Source organism: Bradyrhizobium cytisi (assembly GCF_008123515.1).
Lineage (GTDB): Bacteria > Pseudomonadota > Alphaproteobacteria > Rhizobiales > Xanthobacteraceae > Bradyrhizobium > Bradyrhizobium cytisi.
This window is the reverse complement of sequence record NZ_VSSR01000072.1, coordinates 1-16,280: the sequence shown is the minus strand read 5'-3', so window position 1 is coordinate 16,280 and position 16,280 is coordinate 1. Positions and strand designations below refer to the sequence as shown.

The window sequence follows — 16,280 nt, the reverse complement described above, 5'->3', positions numbered from 1 at the left end:
GCACGGCGCTGTCGCGCCTTTGCACCACCCTACGGCACCGATGTTGACGTCACGCCGCCGACTTGCCCTCGAACGCGCGCCGCAGCGCCTCGACATCGAGTTTCACCATTTTCATCATGGCCTGCATCGCGCGTGCGGCGGCTGACTTGTCGGGGCTCGACAGGAAGTCGAACATCACCTTCGGCACCACCTGCCAGGACACGCCGTAGCGGTCATAGATCCAGCCGCACTGCTGCTCCTTGCCGCCGTTGGCCAGGAACGCATTCCAGACGCTGTCGACCTGGACCTGATCGTCGCAATGGATCATCAGCGACAGCGCGTGGGTATATTCCACCTTCATGCCACCGTTGAGCGCGACCAGTGGCTGGCCGGCCACCGTGAACTCGACGACGAGCACCGAGCCCTCCTTGCCGGACGGGTTGTCCGCAACATTGTGCTGGACGTGCGTGATCGCCGAATTCGGCACCAGCGAGACGTAGAACTTCGCGGCTTCCTCGGCGTCGCCGTTGAACCACATGCAGGGCACGAGCTTGGACATTGCGAATGCTCCTCTTCAGGGTTTCGATCAGGCGTTCGCCATGGCGGGCTTCGGGGGGACGGCTGCCATGTCCAGCCAGTTCACACCCCACATATGACCATCCGGATCCTCGAAGCTGCGGCCGTACATGAAGCTGTATTCGTCATTCGGGCTGGGATCGGCCACTCCGCCCGCAGCCTCGGCCCTGCCGACGATATCGTCGACCTCATTCCGGCTATCGGCGGACAGGCAGAACAGCGCCTGGTTCGAGGTCTTTGCATCAGCGATCGGCTTGGACGTGAACTGACGGAATTTGTCATGGGTCGTCAGCATCGCGTAGATGGTCTCCGAAAAGACCATGCAGCTCGCCGTGTCGTCACTGAACTGCGGGTTCCTGGTCGCGCCGATCGCCTCATAAAAGGCGGTCGCACGCTTGAGGTTGGTCACCGGCAGATTGAGGAAAATCATCCTGGGCATCGAAAGCTCCTTGGGGCGGGGTTCTTCCCAAGGACGGATGGCTGGACCGCCATCCGACACGGCTTCCGAGATATTTTCCCGGCCGCCGGCTGCGGGATTCTGTCCCACCGAACCCGGCGCAGTCTTCGGCCTTACTTCTTCTCGTTCGGATCCCGGTGCACCGGATCGATCCACAGCACGGTCTCGGGCTTCTCGACCGGCTCGATGTCGAGATTGATCGCAACCGCCTCGCCGTCGCTGCGCACCAGCACGCATTCCAGCACCTCGTCGCGGCTGGCATTGATCTCCTGGTGCGGCACGTAGGGCGGCACGAAAATGAAATCGCCGGGACCGGCCTCGGCGGTGAATTGCAGGCTCTCGCCCCAGCGCATCCGCGCCTTGCCCTTCACCACGTAGATGACGCTTTCGAGATGACCGTGATGATGCGCGCCGGTCTTCGCATCCGGCTTGATGCTGACCGTGCCCGCCCACAATTTCTGTGCGCCGACGCGGGCGAAATTGATCGCGGCCGCACGGTCCATGCCTGCCGTCGACGGCACGTTGGTATCGAGCTGATTGCCGGGAATGACACGCACGCCGTCATGTTTCCAGCGATCGTCATGATCGTGTGCATGTTGGGAATGCGAGTGGTCATGGCCGGTCATTGATCTTGCTTTCTGTTGGTTCCGTGCGGGGCAAGCTAACCAAAGCCGCGACATCAAGCCATACCAAAATAGGAACCCTCGCGCGCGTCAGCTGTTGTCCCGGCAAGAAAACCGGAAGGAGAGTTTCATGGGTAGCACGAGCGACAAGATCAAGGGCGCCGCCAACGAAGCGATCGGCAAGGCCAAGCAGGACATCGGCGAAGCCACCGGTTCCGAACACCTGCAGGGCGAAGGCGCGGTCCAGGAGGTGAAGGGCAAGGGCCAGAAGGCCACGGGCGATGCCAAGGACGCCGCGAAGGAAGCGATCGATCGCGCCGCTGCGGCGGCACGCCGCGCGGCGGAGTAACGCGCGCACGATCGAGACTGAAAGCAAAAAGACCGGCCGCGAGGCTGGTCTTTTTTTATCCATCCGCACTGACGGCGAAAGTCTTCACTTCACCGCGAGCAATTCCACATCGAACATCAAGGTCGCGTTTGGCGGGATCACGCCGCCGGCGCCGCGCGCGCCGTAACCGAGCTGCGGCGGGATGATCAGCGTGCGCTTGCCGCCGACCTTCATCGTGGCAACGCCCTCGTCCCAGCCGGCGATGACGCGGCCCTTGCCGATGGGAAATTCGAATGGTTCGTTGCGATCGACCGAGGAGTCGAATTTCTTGCCCTTCTGGCCGTTCTCATAGAGCCAGCCGGTGTAGTGCATCACGCAAATCTGGCCGGGCTTCGGCGAAGCGCCGGTGCCGGCGACGCTGTCGATAGTCTGCAAGCCTGAAGCTGTGGTCATGGGTTTTCCTGCGGTCTGGGCCGATGCCGTGGTGGGGACGAATGTCGACACGCTGGCGATCACAGTGATCGCGAGGGCCGACATGATGGCGAGGAGCATGCGCTGGAAACGCTGCATAGAACACCTTCCGTTTGAGGCGGGAGGTGTCTAGCGCAACGAGCATGCGGTTTCCACCCCTCAGGCCTCGATATTTTCCAGCCGCACCGGCAGCTTGCGGATGCGCTGGCCGGTGGCGTGATAGATCGCGTTGCAGATCGCTGCATTGGTGCCGACATTGGCGAGCTCGCCGAGCCCTTTCGCGCCGGCCGGATTGATGTGATCGTCCTGCTCGGAGAGCAGGATCACCTCGACCCCGGGCACATCCGCATTCACGGGGACAAGATAGTCGGCAAAATTGTCGTTGACGTAGCGCGCGGTGCGCTCGTCGATCTCCGTGGCTTCCAGCAGCGCCGAGGACATGCCCCAGATCAGGCCGCCCATCAGCTGGCTGCGCGCTGTCCGCGGATTCATGATGCGGCCTGCTGCGAACGCACCGACCAGCCGTGGCGCGCGGATCTCGTGTGTGAGGCGGTTGATCCTGACCTCGACGAACTCCGCACCGAAAGCGTAGGCGATCTTGTCCTTCAAGGCGGCACCACCGACGAGGCGCACGTGGCCGCTATGCATTGCCTTGAAGGAATCCAGCGGCGCGCCGTCCGGCTTCCACTCGCCATATTCTTCGACCACGCTGGCACCGAGCGCGTCGAATGCCTTCTCCAGATCAAGCGGCCGGTCACTCTTCGCCGCCTGCGTCGTCGGCGTCTGGCCGATGCCGACCGTTTCCTTGGCCTTGTCCGTGAGACTCTCGTTCGGCATCACCGCCTTGAACAATTTCTGGCGGACCTGGTCACACACCATCATCACCGCCGAGCAGGCGCTCGCGGTCGAGTTCGAGCCGCCCGCGACCGGCGCCGGCGGCAGATCGCTGTCGCCGATAAAGACCGAGACCTTCTCCAAGGGCACGCCGAGCCGATCAGCCGCGGTCTGGGCAATGATGGTGTAGGCGCCGGTGCCGATCTCGTGGCCGGCGATCTCGACCCGGGTACGGCCGTCGCGCTGGAGGCGCACGCGTGCCGCCGACGGCCCCATCTGCGTCGGATAGCAAGTGGAGGCACAGCCATAGCCGACCAGCCAGTCGCCATCCGACATCGATCTGGGTGCGGCCGAGCGCTGCGACCAGCCAAAGGCTTTGGCCGCCGCGTCGAAGCACGCCATCAGCGATCGCGAGGTATAGGGCTTGCCGCCGATCGGCTCATTGGTGGTGTCGTTGACGCGGCGGAGCTCGACCGGATCCATGTTGAGCTTGACCGCGAGCTCGTCCATCGCGCTCTCCAGCGCGAACAGATACGGCACCTCCGGCGGCGAGCGCATGAAGCCTGGCGTGTTTCGATCCGCACGCACGATCGACACGAGGCTGTCGACGTTCGGGCAGGCATAGAGCCGCGTCGTGGTCTTGGTGCCACCGACGCAATAGGCGTCAGCGCGCGAGGATACTTCTGCGCCCTCGTGCCTGAGCGCAACCAGCTTGCCGTCGCGGCTGGCGCCGAGCTTGATCTCGTGGCGGGTCTCGGCGCGATAAGTTGCGATGGTAAAACCCTGGTCGCGGGTCGGGACCAGCTTGACCGGCCGGTTCAGCCCCTTGGCGATGCCGGCGATGATCGCGGTGCGCGGCGTCATTGAGCCGCGCGAGCCAAAACCGCCGCCGACATAGGGATTGACCACCCTCACCTTGTCAGCATCGATGCTGAGCTGCTCGGCGACGCCGTTCTTCAAGCCGTAGACATATTGGCTCGGCTCATAGATGACGAGGTCGTCGCCCATCCAGGCGCAGCTCGTCGAGAATAGCTCCATCGGGTTGTGATGCTGGGTCGGCGTGTCGTAGGAAGCGGTGAGCTTCACCTCGGCCTCCTCAAACGCCTTGGCGAAATCGCCGACCTGCGGATCTTCCCTGAATTGCGCGTTCTGGCCTTTCGCGGCAGCTTTCGTGGTTCCCGGCGAGTCGAAGCTCGCGCTCGGGGTGGCCGCCGAGTAGCTGACCTTGACGCGATTGGCGGCCTCGCGCGCAGCCTCGTAGCTCTCTGCAACGACCACAGCGATGATCTCGCCGTCATGCGCAATGTCGGCCGATTTCAACGGCTGGATCGTGGTCCCGGCATAGCCGCCATTGCTGAAGAGCTTTGACTCCTTCAGCTTCGGCGCATTCTCGTGCGTGACAATGTCGATCACGCCGCGGACACGCTTGGCATCGCCGAGATCAAAGCTGTTGATGCGGCCCCTGGCAATCGCGCTGGTGACCAGGAACGCATAGGCAGGATTGTCCAGCGGCATATCGGACCCGTAGGTCGCCCGCCCCGTGACTTTTGCCGTTGCATCATAGCGCGGCACGGGCTGGCCCATGGTCGCCTTGGGCTCGGGAGCAGCAGCAGTCATGGTCAGATCTCCATCGTTACGGCCTGCTGGAGCGCGTGCGCCACCACGCGCTTGCCGAGCGCGATCTTGAAGCTGTTGTGCCGACGCCCCTTGGCGTCGGCGAATGCGGCGTCCGCAGCGCGCTGCGCCAGACCGTCATCGAACTTCCGGCCCTTGAGCAGCGCCTCCGTCTCTCGCGCGCGCCAAGGTACCGTGGCGACACCACCCAACGCGATGCGCGCATCCCTGATCGTGCCGTCCTGTACATCGAGCGCGACGGCGGCGGAGGACAGCGCGAATTCATAGGATTGCCGGTCACGCGCCTTCAGGTAGACGGAGCGCGGCCAGCGGCCGGGAATGACGAAGGCGGAAATCAGCTCGCCCGGTTGGAGCGAGGTCTCGATCTCGGGCGTGTTGCCGGGGGGCTTATGCAATTCCGCAAAAGGCATGCTGCGGGTCCCGGACCTGCCGGTGACCTCGACCGTGGCGTCCAGTGCGATCAGCGCCTGGGCGAAATCGCCGGGATAGGTCGCAATGCACTGCTCGGAGGTGCCAAGCACGGCATGCATGCGATTGACGCCATCCATTGCGGCACAACCGGAGCCGGGATTGCGCTTGTTGCAATTCTCGTAGGAAACGTCGCGGAAATAGCTGCAACGCGTCCGCTGCAACACGTTGCCGCCGAGCGTCGCCATATTGCGCAGCTGCGCGCTGGCGGCGAGCTTCAGGGAATCTGCAATGACTGGATAGTTGCGCTGGATGTCCTCATGCGCGGCGACGTCGGACATTTTTGCGAGCGCACCGAGCCACAGGTTCCCGCTCCCAGGCTCGATCGCCGACCAGCCCTGCGCGAGCGGATTGATGTCGACGATCGCGGCGGGCCGCATCACGTCGAGCTTCATCAAATCGATCAGCGTGGTGCCGCCGGCGAGTGGCTGTGCTGTGGCCTGCGTTAGCGGATTGTTGGCTGCCGCGTCGGCGCTGAGCGCCTGCACGGCCATGCCGGGGTCTGTCGCCCTCTGATATGAAAACGATCGCATGCGCCTAGCCTTTCATGATTTCGGTCGCGGCCTGCTTCACGGCGGCAACAATGTTGGGATAGGCGGCGCAGCGGCAGATGTTGCCGCTCATGTATTCGCGGATGTCGGCGTCGGAGCCGGCATGCCCCTCCTTCACGCATGCAATCGCGGACATGATCTGGCCGGGCGTGCAATAGCCGCACTGAAAGGCATCGTTGTCGACGAAGGCCTGCTGCATCGGATGCAGGCGGTCGTTGGTCGCGAGTCCTTCGATGGTCGTGATCTCTTGCCCTTCGGCCGCGAGCGCAAGCGTCAGGCACGACACCACGCGCCGATCGCCGATCAGCACTGTGCAGGCGCCGCACTGGCCGTGATCGCAGCCTTTTTTGCTGCCGGTGAGCTTGAGATGCTCGCGCAGCGCATCCAGCACCGTGGTGCGGGCGTCGAGGTTGAGGCGCTTGTCCTGGCCATTCACCCGCAGCGTGACATCGACGGGAAGCGCCGGATCCTGCGCCACGGGCGCTTGCGCATCCTGCACGGCCGCGCGCGCCGTCAGCGGAACAAGCGCGCTGCCTGCGGCGCCGGCGATGAAAGCGCGCCGGTGGAATCCTGATGGTCGGGAACTTGAAGTATCGGACATGGACGGCCTCCGCCGCTTCGAAAACAAGGCAGCGCACGCCTGCACCGCTCATCGCCCCATAACTTGGAGTAACGAGCTCAGTTCCGAATAAGAAAGGGCGGCGCAGCCTGCGTCGCGCCGCCCCTTCGTCAACTTTTCCTGATCTTGTGCGGAACCTCGCGAAGGCTCAATAGCCCAACGCGCAGCCGTCCTTGCGCGGATCGGAACCGCCGGTGAGCGTGCCCTTGTCCCAGTCGATCCAGATCGCCTGGGCGCCGCCGAGCGGGCCCACCACATTCGTGGTCTTGTGGCCGAGCTTCTTGAGGCCCTCGACGATGTCAGACGGCACGCTGTCCTCAAGCTGATACTGGCCCTCGTAATGCAGGCCGCGCGGCATGTCGATCGCCTCCTGCACGTCGCACCCGTAGTCGAGGATGTTGGTCAAGAGATGGGTATGGCCGGTCGGCTGATACTGGCCGCCCATCACTGCGAACGACATCGTGGAACGGCCGCCCTTGGTAAGCAGGCCCGGCATGATCGTATGCAGCGGGCGCTTGCTGCCTTCGATGCAGTTGGGATGGCCCGGCTGAATGCGGAAGCCGCCGGCGCGGTTCTGGAACAGCACGCCGGTCTTGTTCGAGACGATCGCCGAGCCGAAGGAATGTGCGATCGAGTTGATGAACGAGCAGACGTTGCGATCCTTGTCCACGACCGTGATGTAGATGGTCGAGGGATTCATCGGCGGCGCGACGTTCGGCAGGTCGAGCATTCCGTCCAGGCGGATCTTGCTGATGTACTCGTCGGCAAAGCCCTTTTCGAGCATCTCGGCGACGTTGATCTTCATGTGCTCGGGAGAGGCGACGTGCATCTCGCGATTCATGTAGGCGATGCGGGCGGCTTCCGCCTCGAGATGGAAGCGTTCCACGCTGAGCGGCGCGTATTTGGTCAAGTCGAAGCGCGACAGGATGTTCAGCATCAGCAGCGCGGTGACGCCGGGCCCGTTCGGCGGGCACTGCCAGACGTCGTAGCCCTTGTACATCGTGCCGATCGGCGTCGTCGTCTCGGTCGTGTGCGCGGCGAAATCGTCGAGCGTGTGCAGGCCACCGATGCCGCGTAAGGTCTCGACCATGTCCTCAGCGATCTCGCCCTTGTAGAAGGCATCGCGACCGTCCTTGGCGATTGCGCGTAGCGTCTTGCCGAGTTCGGCCTGGCGGATGATGTCGCCGGCCACCGGCGGCTTGCCGCCAGGCAACAGGTAACGAACGGTGTTGGTGCCGCCCTTCAGCTTCTCGAACTGGTTCTTCCAGTCGAACGCGATGCGGGGGGCAACGACATAGCCTTCCTCGGCCGCCTTGATCGCGGGCTGCAGCAGGCGGTCGAAACCGAACTTGCCGTGGTCGCGCAGCACGGTGTCGAAGGCGTCGATCACGCCGGGGATCGAAACCGCATGGGCCGAGGTCAGCGGCACGGATTTGATCTTGCGCTCGATATACCAGTCGGCGTTGGCCGCCTTCGGCGCCCGGCCGGAGCCGTTATAGGCGATGATCTTGCCTTCGCCGCGCGGCTGGATCAGCGCAAAGCAATCGCCGCCGATGCCGGTCGATTGTGGCTCGATCACTCCGAGCAGGGCAGAACCCGCCACCGCCGCGTCCACCGCCGTGCCGCCCTCGCGCAGCACCTCGATCGCGGCAAGAGATGCCTGCGGATGCGAGGTCGCCACCATCGCGTTGGTGGCGTGGACCGTGGACCTGCCGGGGAAATGGAAGTTTCTCATCGAATTCTTGCTCTCTTGGGCGTGTGGGCTAAGTCTCTGGGCGCGTGCGCCGCGATCTCGGGAAAACCGGGCCTACATGACACATTCCAGCCCGCCCGGGCAATGCTGGCATACCAGGGAAATGGCTGCCATTCGCTGGGAATAGAGCTATCGGTTGCGGGTTTTCTGGGCGCCGGCCGCCTGCTAAACGGGCGCATGATTTACAAGGTCTGCGCCTTCTACCAATTCGCTGCCCTGCCGGATTACCGCGAGCTGCGCGAGCCGCTGCGCGCACTCTGTGCCGGCCTGTCCCTGAGGGGCAGCGTGCTGCTGGCCCAGGAGGGCATCAACGGCACGATCGCAGGCTCACCTGCGGCGATCGACGCCTTCGCGCACGAGCTCGGGCACGGGGCGATGTTCGGCGGCCGGCTAGACAATCTCGAACTGAAATGCTCGACCGCGAAAGCGATGCCGTTCGGCCGGCTCAAGGTGCGGCTGAAGAAGGAGATCGTCACGCTTGGCGATCCAGCCGCCGACCCGACCCGGCAGGTCGGCACCTATGTCGAGGCCGCCGAATGGAACGCGCTGATTTCTTCGCCCGACACGCTGGTGCTCGACACCCGCAACGCCTTCGAGGTAGCGATGGGCACGTTCGAGGGCGCGGTCGATCCTGACATCACGAGCTTTGGCCAGTTCAAGGATTTCGCCGCCGAGAAGCTCGATCCGTCAAAGCACCGGCGTATCGCGATGTTCTGCACCGGCGGCATCCGCTGCGAGAAGGCGAGCGCGCATCTGCTGGCGCGCGGCTTTGCAGAGGTCTATCACCTCAAAGGCGGTATTCTGAAATATCTGGAAGAGGTGCCGGAGGCGCAGAGCCGCTGGCGCGGCGAATGTTTTGTGTTCGACGAGCGCATGGCGCTTGGTCACGGATTGCGCGAACGGGGCCTGCGCGAGCAAGAATTGGGGCACGCACGTGACGAATGACATCAAGACGCTCGCCGAGCGCATCGACGCGCTGGAGACGCGCCTGGCCTATCAGGACGACACGATCGAGACGCTGAACCAGACCATCACCGCGCAGTGGAAGCAGATCGACGTGCTGACGCGACAGCTCGCGCAGCTCAACGAACGGCTGCAGGAGGCCGAGTCGAATGCGCCGGGCCCCGCCAACGAGCCTCCGCCGCATTATTGAGCCCTTTTACTGACCAGACGCCTTCAGCATATTCATCACCTCGCCTGACATCATCAGGCGATCGCGGCCTGCGTCCTTGGCGGCGTAGAGCGCACGGTCGGCGGCCTCCACCAGCGATCCCGTGCCCGCGGTGCGCTCCAAGGCCGGCCGGCAGGCCGCACCACCGACCGAGACGGTGACGCATGGCGCGGTCGGATTGGAAGCATGAATCAGGCCCGCATCGTGGACGGCGCTGCGGATCCGCTCGCCGATCCGGGCACAGCCGGCGGCATCGGTGTTCGGCAGCAGCATGGCGAATTCCTCGCCGCCGTAACGGGCCGCGAGATCGCCGACCCGCTGCATCTCGGCCGCGATGATCTTTGCGACCACGCGCAAGCAAGCGTCGCCGGCGGGATGGCCATATTCATCGTTGTAGGACTTGAAGTGATCGACGTCGATCATCAGCAAGCCAAGGCTGGAGCGATCGCGATAGGCCCGCGCCCATTCCTCCTTGAGCCGCTCGTCGAAACGGCGGCGGTTGGCAAGCCCGGTGAGGCTGTCCTCGATCGCGAGCGTCTCGAGCCGGGTCTCCAGCTTCTTCTGCTCGGTGATGTCGCGCGAGATCGCGACGACGCCGTCGACATTGCCGTTGTCCTTGCGCGTGACGCGCATGGTCGATTCCAGCCAGACCTCGGTCTTCTGCCGGTGCACGTTGCGGTAGGTGAGCCGCGCTTCGTCCGTTTCGCCGCGCTTCATGGCATCGACGATGGCCTGCACATGCGGCCGATCCTCCGGATGGATTCCAGCAAGCGCGTCTGTGCCCATGAGCTGATTGGGGCGCCAGCCGACGACGCGGTTGGATGACGGCGAGACGTAGCGCAGCCGTTCGTCGAGCCCGATGCGGGTGACCATGTCGCTGGAGCCTTCCGCGAGCAGGCGGAAATGCGCCTCCTTCTCGATCAGGGCCGCGGCCATGCGCTGGCCGCGCTGCAGCTGCCGCACCAGCACCGCGCCGATCACCGCGATCAGCATCACCAGCGCGACCACGTAGAGCATGCGGGAGATCGCGGCTGCCCGCCACGGCGCGAGCAGCTCGTCCTTGTCGACGGTTGCGAGCAGCACGAGCGGATAGCGGGCGCTGCGCTTGAAGAAGCTGACGCGCTCGGCGCCGTCCAGCGGCGACTTGAAATGATGGGCGCCGCTCGGCTGTTGCAGGCTGGCGTCGCGGAACAGCGCCGTGTCGGCGACGCTGCGACCGACGAACTTCTCGTTGTTCGGGTTGCGCGCGATGATCATGCCGCCGCCGTACATCAGCGTCACGGAGCTGTTGCGGCCGATCTCGAACTGCTCGTAGAAATGCGACAGGTACTTGGAGCCGATGGCCGCGAGCACCACGCCGCCAAAGCTGCCGTCGGGCTTGTTGAAGCGGCGCGACAGGGTGACGACCCATTCGCCGTCGACGAGGCTCTTCACGGGACGGCCGACATAGGCCTCGCGCTTGGGCGAGAGCTGGTGGTGACGGAAGAACGTGTCGTCGCTCAGCGTCGAGGCGATCGTGCCGGGCGAGGTCAGCCAGTTGCCCTGGTCGTCGATGATGGCGAGGCTGTGGACGCGCTCCATCGCCTTCTTGCGCGCCTCCAGCAGGTTGCGCAGCTTCGCGATCGTGGCGGGATCGGCGCCATCCATCTCCAGCCGGCTGACGACGCCGACGACGCCGGAATCCAGCAAATCAAGGCTGTCCTCGGCATGCTGCGTAAGCGAGCGGGCGACGTTCGCCATCTCGGTTTCGGCGCCCTTGAGCACCGCGTCCCGCGCGACCCATTCACGCCAGCCGCTGACGCCGAGGATCGCCACGCAGGTGAGCGCGACAAAAGCCGCCGCGCGCAGCGGCAGGCGGCTCCATCCGGCTCTCTGTGAGATGACGTTCATGCGGCAGTAATCTCCAATAGACGGAAACTCTGCCGCTTCTCTTATTGAACCCTGAAGCGCTTGCCGGGATTCGCATTCATCTACGGGTTTTTCCGTACTCCTACGGACCGGGGCTTCCGCAGATCGCTAACAAGGTCTTATCAAGCCTATCGGAAACCGGCGGCCCTAGCTGAAGATCGACTTGACCTTGTTCCAGAGCGAGGGATGGTCGGCCTCCGCGTCGGCCTTCGACGGCGTCGGCTGCGTGGCGCTTACGGGATCGGAGGCGGGGAAGGTATCTTCCAACCCGGTATCGAGCTTGGCGTGGCGGTCGGCCGCGAGCGCCTCGTGAAGGTTGTCGGCGTGCTTGTCGTGTGGCGCGGGATTGAATCTCTGAGCCATGGGATTCCTCCTCCATTGCCCGGTCAACGCGGCGCAATTGCGCTGGTTCCCCTGTTCCGCTCGGGCCGCGCCCGGTGTATCAGGAACCTCAACTCTGCGTCAGGAACGTTCGTGCCCCAGTCTGCGACAAAGCCCTTCATCGACGTGCTCTCCGGCCAGCGGCAAGCCGTCCCGCCCATGTGGATGATGCGGCAGGCCGGCCGCTATTTGCCGGAGTACCGCGAGGTGCGCGCCAAGGCCGGCGGCTTCCTCGATCTCTGCTTCAATCCGGAACTGGCTGCCGAGGTCACGCTGCAACCGATCCGCCGGTTCGGCTTCGATGCGGCGATCATCTTCTCCGATATACTGGTGATCCCGTACGCGCTCGGCCGCTCGGTGCGCTTCGAGGTCGGCGAAGGCCCGCGGCTCGAGCCGCTGGATGATCCGGCGAAGGTCGGAACGCTCGCCGCGCAGGCCGACTTCGGCAAGCTCAAGCCGGTGTTCGAGGCACTCAAGCTGGTGCGCGGCGCGCTCGACCCCAAGATCGCACTGATCGGCTTCTGCGGTGCGCCGTGGACGGTTGCGACCTATATGGTCGCGGGCCACGGCACGCCGGACCAGGCGCCGGCGCGGATGATGGCCTACCGGCACCCGGATGCGTTTTCGAAAATCATCGACGTGCTGGTCGAGAGCTCGATCGAATATTTGCTCGCGCAGCTCGAAGCCGGCGCCAACGCCTTGCAGATTTTCGACACCTGGGCCGGCGTGCTGCCGCCCGCCGAGTTCGCACGCTGGTCGGTCGAGCCGACGCGTCGCATCGTCGAAGGCGTGCGTGCAAAAGTGCCGGATGCCAAGATCATCGGCTTCCCTCGCGGCGCCGGCGCGCAATTGCCCGGCTATGTCGAGGCGACCGGCGTCAACGCCGTCAGCATCGACTGGACTGCCGAGCCCGCCTTCATCCGCGAGCGGGTGCAGAGCCGCGTCGCCGTGCAGGGCAACCTCGATCCGCTGGCGCTGATCACGGGGGGCGCGGCACTCGACCGCGCGGTCGACAACGTGCTGGCGAATTTTGCGCAAGGCCGCTTCATCTTCAATCTCGGCCACGGCATCCAGCCGGAGACGCCGATCACCCATGTCGAGCAGATGCTCAGGCGCGTGCGGGGCTAAAAAAATTCGCCCGCTCAGGGGGCGGAGACCAAAACCCTTAAAACAACCCCATGCACAGTACAAATCATTGAGGAATCTTGCCTGGCGCAATCACGGGCCCTGCGGTCGCGAGGTTTGACACGTCGGGCAAAACAGGCGCACGATGGCATCATCCCGCCGACCTCCCCCGCATCCGGTACCTGATCGCATGACCAAAGCACGCGCCGTGCCCATGCCCAGCAACAGCGTGCTCGCGCCGCTCTACGCTGGCGCGGACCTTTTGGATGCGTTTGCAATTCAACTGCCGGCGGGGGCCAGCAATGAGGTAGAGGTGCTGGCACGCGCCGCGCTCGAGCGACAGGCGTGGTGGATTCGTGCGCTCACGCGTGTCCGCGATGTGGTGATGGCGACCGTCGCCGTCAAATCGTCGCGCGCCGTCGGTGTTGCCGCAGCGGCGCGTGGGCCGGTTATCGGCTTCTTCCCGGTGCTGTCAAAGAGCGCGACGGAGTTGGTGCTGGGCGCGGATGACTGGCATCTCGACTTCCGCGTCAGCATCCAACTTCGCGCCGATGCAGCAAATGGGCGCGAGCTGGTCGCGGGTACCGTCGTGCATTGCCATAACCGACTTGGGCGTATCTATCTCAGCACGATAGCACCGTTTCATCGCGTGATTGTGCCGGCCAGTTTAGAGCAGGCGGCAAGAGCAATGAAGATTTGAGCATGCTTTGGTGGTCGCGACTGCGGCACCTCGGAGTCTGATATGGAACGGCGGAAGTTCATTGCGATTGCCACAGCAGGGGCAGCCTGGCCTTTGATGGTACGTGCGCAGCAAAATGCAATACGCGCAAAGATTGCGAAGGTTGGTGTCCTCTGGCACGCCGGCAATGCGGATCAAGAGAAGATCTATTTAGACGTTCTAACAAAGGCGTTTAGCGATCTCGGCTATGTCGAAGGCAGGAACATCGGGTTCTTCCATCGATTTCCCGCCGAGGAGCCAGAACGGTTTCAGATGTTCGCACGCGAGCTAGTCGAGGACAAAGTCGACGCGATTGTCGCGGTGACAGCCTTGGGTGCAAAGGAGGCGAAACGGACGACCAGCACTATTCCGATCGTATTTGTCATTGTGTCCGACCCGGTAGGTAGCGGCCTTGTCGAGAGTCTTGCGCGGCCCGGTGGCAACGCCACAGGTCTATCACTCATGGCAATTGACCTGAGCGGGAAACGTTTGGCGTTATTGAAGGAAGCGGTTCCCAACCTGTCGCGTGTAGCACTTCTGGTCGATGCGACAGATCCGTTCACGCAACGCGCGGTCAAGGCGAATCAGGCTGCCGCCGAGGCGCTGGGAATTTCGTTGTGGCCGGCCGAGGTATCGACGCCGAATGACATTGAGCCCGCGTTTTCCAAGATTGCTCAAGACCGCGCCGACGGGGTGATCTTGGGAGCCGGATCGATGCTGTTCAATGAGCGCGCCCGTATTGGCTCATCGGCCCTGGCACACAGGCTCCCAGCGTTGTCGTTTATCGCGGAGATGGTCCCTCACGGTCTTCTGCTGTCCTATGGGCAGGATTTCCCCGATTTTTTCCGCCGCGCCGCCGCCGACGTCGACAAGATACTGAGAGGCACAAAGCCTGCTGATATCCCGGTCGAACAGCCCACGCGCTTCAAACTGGCGATTAACCTGAACACCGCCAAGACGCTCGGCCTCACCGTTCCGCCTTCCCTCTTGGCGACTGCCGACGAGGTGATTGGGTGAGCACGCTCCCTTCCGCTGTGGACCCGGAGCGTCGGTCGGCTCACCGCAACGACATGTCCGGACTCCGGTGCAAACCGGAAGTCACGGGCCGACGGGCAAATCGACGCTATTGACCCAATTCGGACTTATCGAAATCGAAAAAGCACTTAGCCTGGATGAAACTGAAGGGCTGAGACGGGCGCCACTGCGGCCTTTAACTACGGAAGTCTTTTTGTCGCCGTAAAGGGATTGAACCCCCGTTCTGCAAGAGCAGCCCACGAAGCTGCGCCAAGATGTGGCAATCGGAAATAGAGTCGTGGCTTGGCCGGATCGGTATCTAACATGAACCCGGTCGGTAGCCCTCGGACACTTGTGGCATAGAACCCGCCATCCGGCGACCTCTGGGATTCGATTACAGCGACCAACGATTTTGCTTCCCCAGTCCTACCGAGCAATTCCAGCAAGAGAGCCATTTGGCCCGTCCCTTCGGTCCACACACCATCTCGGTCTTCACCGTAAGAAAAGCCCTTGTCGACACTCATTCGCCGTTCGACGGTAGTCATTGCCGATGCAAATTTCTTCGCCGCTCCGGGGAGCGCCAATAAGGGCCAGACTTGAGCATCCAGCGCCAAAATCGGATTGCGCGTGACGCCGTCTTCGGCGGTGCCTGCGGCGAAACAGGCGCACGCCGGATCCCACATCGTATCTACGAAGTGCTCAGCAGCTGTTGCCATATCACGCCAGCGCGAATCGCCTGTGCGGGTTGCAAGAAGGCCAAACGCGGCGGCGAGGTCAGTATTGTGTTCAGTCGATTTCCACGTCCGTACGTCGGGCGTCGGTTCGTGCCCAAAAGTACCGCCCGTGAAACCGCCAGTACCGCGCGTGTCGGCCCATTGCGCGACCCAGGTGCCAAGCCGTGCCGCACCATCGCGGAACCCAGAGCTGGCGCTCACATCGTCAATCGACAGCAAAGCCAACATTGCCCATGCAACGTTGCCATTATCGCTGCCCACCTGATATCGATCTTCTAACCACTTGTTCTGAGTATTGTCCCACCAACCCGGAAGTTTTGCGGAGCCACTCGCCACCGCACCCGCGGCGTAAGCGTTCCGGAGCCGTCCATCATGCCAGGTCCGGTCGTTATCGATGGCCCAGAGAATCGCCGCGCCGATCCGACGTGCTTTGTCCCGCTCACCGCAACCGACTAATGCGATGGCGGCCACCGCATTGTCATAAAGGTATGCGGCGCCATGGAGAGGCCCCGATTCCACGGTCGGATAGCTGGGCAAGAACAACGGCCCTGGCGGTGCCTTATCGATCAGACCAGCGAGGTACCCGCATGCAGACGCTTCTGGTGTTGCCAAAGCCCGTGGTGGAGTGGCGGCCATAATGACTATGAAAGTCGTTACGATCCATACGAAGGTTTCTATTCGGGCCACTTGCTGTTCTCCGCGGTGGACGATGATCCTATATACCCATCGGCGATGTCTGGAAGTGGCCCATCGCCTCCTTTGACGCGGTGCCGCTGCATTTCGGCCGACAAGGGCAGACGGAAGTCTGCAGCCGAGCTGCCGAACCGCCCCTTTTGACCCATCGCGTCGGTCGGCTCACCGCAGCGACATGTCCGGACTCCGGTGCAAACCGACAGCGCATTCAATTCGATCAAAAATTAAGTGCACTGAAGATC

Annotated in this window: 17 protein-coding genes; 6 read left to right on the top strand and 11 right to left on the bottom strand. The window is 63.4% G+C overall.

Annotated features, from left to right (window positions below; all coding sequences use genetic code 11):
- Window positions 1-49: 49 nt before the first annotated feature.
- The 3 genes from FXB38_RS35305 to FXB38_RS35295 all read right to left on the bottom strand — a co-directional run bounded on the left by FXB38_RS35305 (window position 50) and on the right by FXB38_RS35295 (window position 1,638).
- Entirely contained in the window at window positions 50-538 is a 489-nt protein-coding gene (locus FXB38_RS35305) for a VOC family protein (RefSeq protein ID WP_148755563.1), read from the bottom strand.
- A gap of 27 nt (window positions 539-565) precedes the next feature.
- Window positions 566-994 (bottom strand): VOC family protein, encoded by a 429-nt coding sequence (locus tag FXB38_RS35300; RefSeq protein ID WP_148755562.1) that lies wholly within the window; start codon window positions 992-994, stop codon window positions 566-568.
- Between the two features lie 131 nt (window positions 995-1,125).
- Window positions 1,126-1,638, bottom strand: coding sequence for a cupin domain-containing protein (locus tag FXB38_RS35295; protein WP_148755561.1), 513 nt, complete (start codon window positions 1,636-1,638; stop codon window positions 1,126-1,128).
- 127 nt (window positions 1,639-1,765) lie between these two features.
- Here FXB38_RS35295 and FXB38_RS35290 point away from each other — a divergent pair, with 127 nt between their 5' ends.
- A complete protein-coding gene (locus FXB38_RS35290; RefSeq protein WP_148755560.1) occupies window positions 1,766-1,984 on the top strand; it encodes a CsbD family protein in 219 nt (72 codons plus the stop codon).
- Window positions 1,985-2,068: 84 nt separating this feature from the next.
- Here FXB38_RS35290 and FXB38_RS35285 read toward each other — a convergent pair whose 3' ends face one another.
- From FXB38_RS35285 to ggt, 5 genes are all read right to left on the bottom strand, one after another.
- Window positions 2,069-2,533 (bottom strand): FKBP-type peptidyl-prolyl cis-trans isomerase, encoded by a 465-nt coding sequence (locus FXB38_RS35285; protein ID WP_148755559.1) that lies wholly within the window; start codon window positions 2,531-2,533, stop codon window positions 2,069-2,071.
- Between the two features lie 60 nt (window positions 2,534-2,593).
- Window positions 2,594-4,885 (bottom strand): xanthine dehydrogenase family protein molybdopterin-binding subunit, encoded by a 2,292-nt coding sequence (locus tag FXB38_RS35280; protein ID WP_148755558.1) that lies wholly within the window; start codon window positions 4,883-4,885, stop codon window positions 2,594-2,596.
- Between the two features lie 2 nt (window positions 4,886-4,887).
- On the bottom strand, window positions 4,888-5,904 hold the full coding sequence (locus FXB38_RS35275) for an FAD binding domain-containing protein (protein ID WP_148755557.1): 1,017 nt from the start codon (window positions 5,902-5,904) through the stop codon (window positions 4,888-4,890).
- 4 nt (window positions 5,905-5,908) lie between these two features.
- Window positions 5,909-6,523: a (2Fe-2S)-binding protein gene (locus tag FXB38_RS35270; protein WP_148755556.1), complete on the bottom strand. Its 615-nt coding sequence runs from the start codon at window positions 6,521-6,523 to the stop codon at window positions 5,909-5,911.
- Between the two features lie 166 nt (window positions 6,524-6,689).
- Window positions 6,690-8,276: a gamma-glutamyltransferase gene (gene ggt, locus FXB38_RS35265; RefSeq protein WP_148755555.1), complete on the bottom strand. Its 1,587-nt coding sequence runs from the start codon at window positions 8,274-8,276 to the stop codon at window positions 6,690-6,692.
- A gap of 195 nt (window positions 8,277-8,471) precedes the next feature.
- On the opposite strand from ggt, the gene trhO reads away from it, so the two are divergent.
- Together trhO and FXB38_RS35255 are read left to right on the top strand one after the other, a co-directional pair.
- Entirely contained in the window at window positions 8,472-9,239 is a 768-nt protein-coding gene (trhO, locus tag FXB38_RS35260; protein WP_148755554.1) for an oxygen-dependent tRNA uridine(34) hydroxylase TrhO, read from the top strand.
- Complete coding sequence (locus FXB38_RS35255) at window positions 9,229-9,447, top strand: SlyX family protein (RefSeq protein WP_148755553.1); 219 nt, start codon at window positions 9,229-9,231, stop codon at window positions 9,445-9,447. The genes trhO and FXB38_RS35255 overlap by 11 nt, the downstream gene beginning before the upstream one ends.
- Before the next feature lie 6 nt (window positions 9,448-9,453).
- On the opposite strand, the gene FXB38_RS35250 is transcribed toward FXB38_RS35255, so the two are convergent.
- A complete protein-coding gene (locus FXB38_RS35250) occupies window positions 9,454-11,355 on the bottom strand; it encodes a diguanylate cyclase (RefSeq protein WP_148755552.1) in 1,902 nt (633 codons plus the stop codon).
- Between the two features lie 165 nt (window positions 11,356-11,520).
- Window positions 11,521-11,736, bottom strand: coding sequence for a hypothetical protein (locus FXB38_RS35245; protein ID WP_148755551.1), 216 nt, complete (start codon window positions 11,734-11,736; stop codon window positions 11,521-11,523).
- Between the two features lie 111 nt (window positions 11,737-11,847).
- Between FXB38_RS35245 and hemE the strand changes: the two genes are divergently transcribed.
- The 3 genes from hemE (at window position 11,848) to FXB38_RS35230 (ending at window position 14,614) form a co-directional block, all read left to right on the top strand.
- Entirely contained in the window at window positions 11,848-12,882 is a 1,035-nt protein-coding gene (gene hemE / locus FXB38_RS35240) for a uroporphyrinogen decarboxylase (RefSeq protein WP_148755550.1), read from the top strand.
- 187 nt (window positions 12,883-13,069) lie between these two features.
- Window positions 13,070-13,579, top strand: a complete 510-nt coding sequence (locus FXB38_RS35235; RefSeq protein WP_148755549.1) for a DUF2867 domain-containing protein — start codon at window positions 13,070-13,072, stop codon at window positions 13,577-13,579.
- A gap of 42 nt (window positions 13,580-13,621) precedes the next feature.
- Window positions 13,622-14,614 carry an ABC transporter substrate-binding protein gene (locus FXB38_RS35230; protein WP_148755548.1) on the top strand — a complete coding sequence of 331 codons (993 nt, stop codon included), beginning with the start codon at window positions 13,622-13,624 and terminating at the stop codon, window positions 14,612-14,614.
- Window positions 14,615-14,811: 197 nt separating this feature from the next.
- Here FXB38_RS35230 and FXB38_RS35225 read toward each other — a convergent pair whose 3' ends face one another.
- Complete coding sequence (locus FXB38_RS35225; RefSeq protein WP_246230372.1) at window positions 14,812-15,882, bottom strand: hypothetical protein; 1,071 nt, start codon at window positions 15,880-15,882, stop codon at window positions 14,812-14,814.
- Window positions 15,883-16,280: the final 398 nt, after the last annotated feature.

Coding starts and splice junctions, on each gene's coding strand:
- FXB38_RS35305 (WP_148755563.1), bottom strand. CDS start 538: ATGTCCAAGCTCGTGCCCTGCATGTGGTTCAACGGCGACGCCGAGGAA.
- FXB38_RS35300 (WP_148755562.1), bottom strand. CDS start 994: ATGCCCAGGATGATTTTCCTCAATCTGCCGGTGACCAACCTCAAGCGT.
- FXB38_RS35295 (WP_148755561.1), bottom strand. CDS start 1,638: ATGACCGGCCATGACCACTCGCATTCCCAACATGCACACGATCATGAC.
- FXB38_RS35290 (WP_148755560.1), top strand. CDS start 1,766: ATGGGTAGCACGAGCGACAAGATCAAGGGCGCCGCCAACGAAGCGATC.
- FXB38_RS35285 (WP_148755559.1), bottom strand. CDS start 2,533: ATGCAGCGTTTCCAGCGCATGCTCCTCGCCATCATGTCGGCCCTCGCG.
- FXB38_RS35280 (WP_148755558.1), bottom strand. CDS start 4,885: ATGACTGCTGCTGCTCCCGAGCCCAAGGCGACCATGGGCCAGCCCGTG.
- FXB38_RS35275 (WP_148755557.1), bottom strand. CDS start 5,904: ATGCGATCGTTTTCATATCAGAGGGCGACAGACCCCGGCATGGCCGTG.
- FXB38_RS35270 (WP_148755556.1), bottom strand. CDS start 6,523: ATGTCCGATACTTCAAGTTCCCGACCATCAGGATTCCACCGGCGCGCT.
- ggt (WP_148755555.1), bottom strand. CDS start 8,276: ATGAGAAACTTCCATTTCCCCGGCAGGTCCACGGTCCACGCCACCAAC.
- trhO (WP_148755554.1), top strand. CDS start 8,472: ATGATTTACAAGGTCTGCGCCTTCTACCAATTCGCTGCCCTGCCGGAT.
- FXB38_RS35250 (WP_148755552.1), bottom strand. CDS start 11,355: ATGAACGTCATCTCACAGAGAGCCGGATGGAGCCGCCTGCCGCTGCGC.
- FXB38_RS35245 (WP_148755551.1), bottom strand. CDS start 11,736: ATGGCTCAGAGATTCAATCCCGCGCCACACGACAAGCACGCCGACAAC.
- FXB38_RS35235 (WP_148755549.1), top strand. CDS start 13,070: ATGACCAAAGCACGCGCCGTGCCCATGCCCAGCAACAGCGTGCTCGCG.
- FXB38_RS35230 (WP_148755548.1), top strand. CDS start 13,622: ATGGAACGGCGGAAGTTCATTGCGATTGCCACAGCAGGGGCAGCCTGG.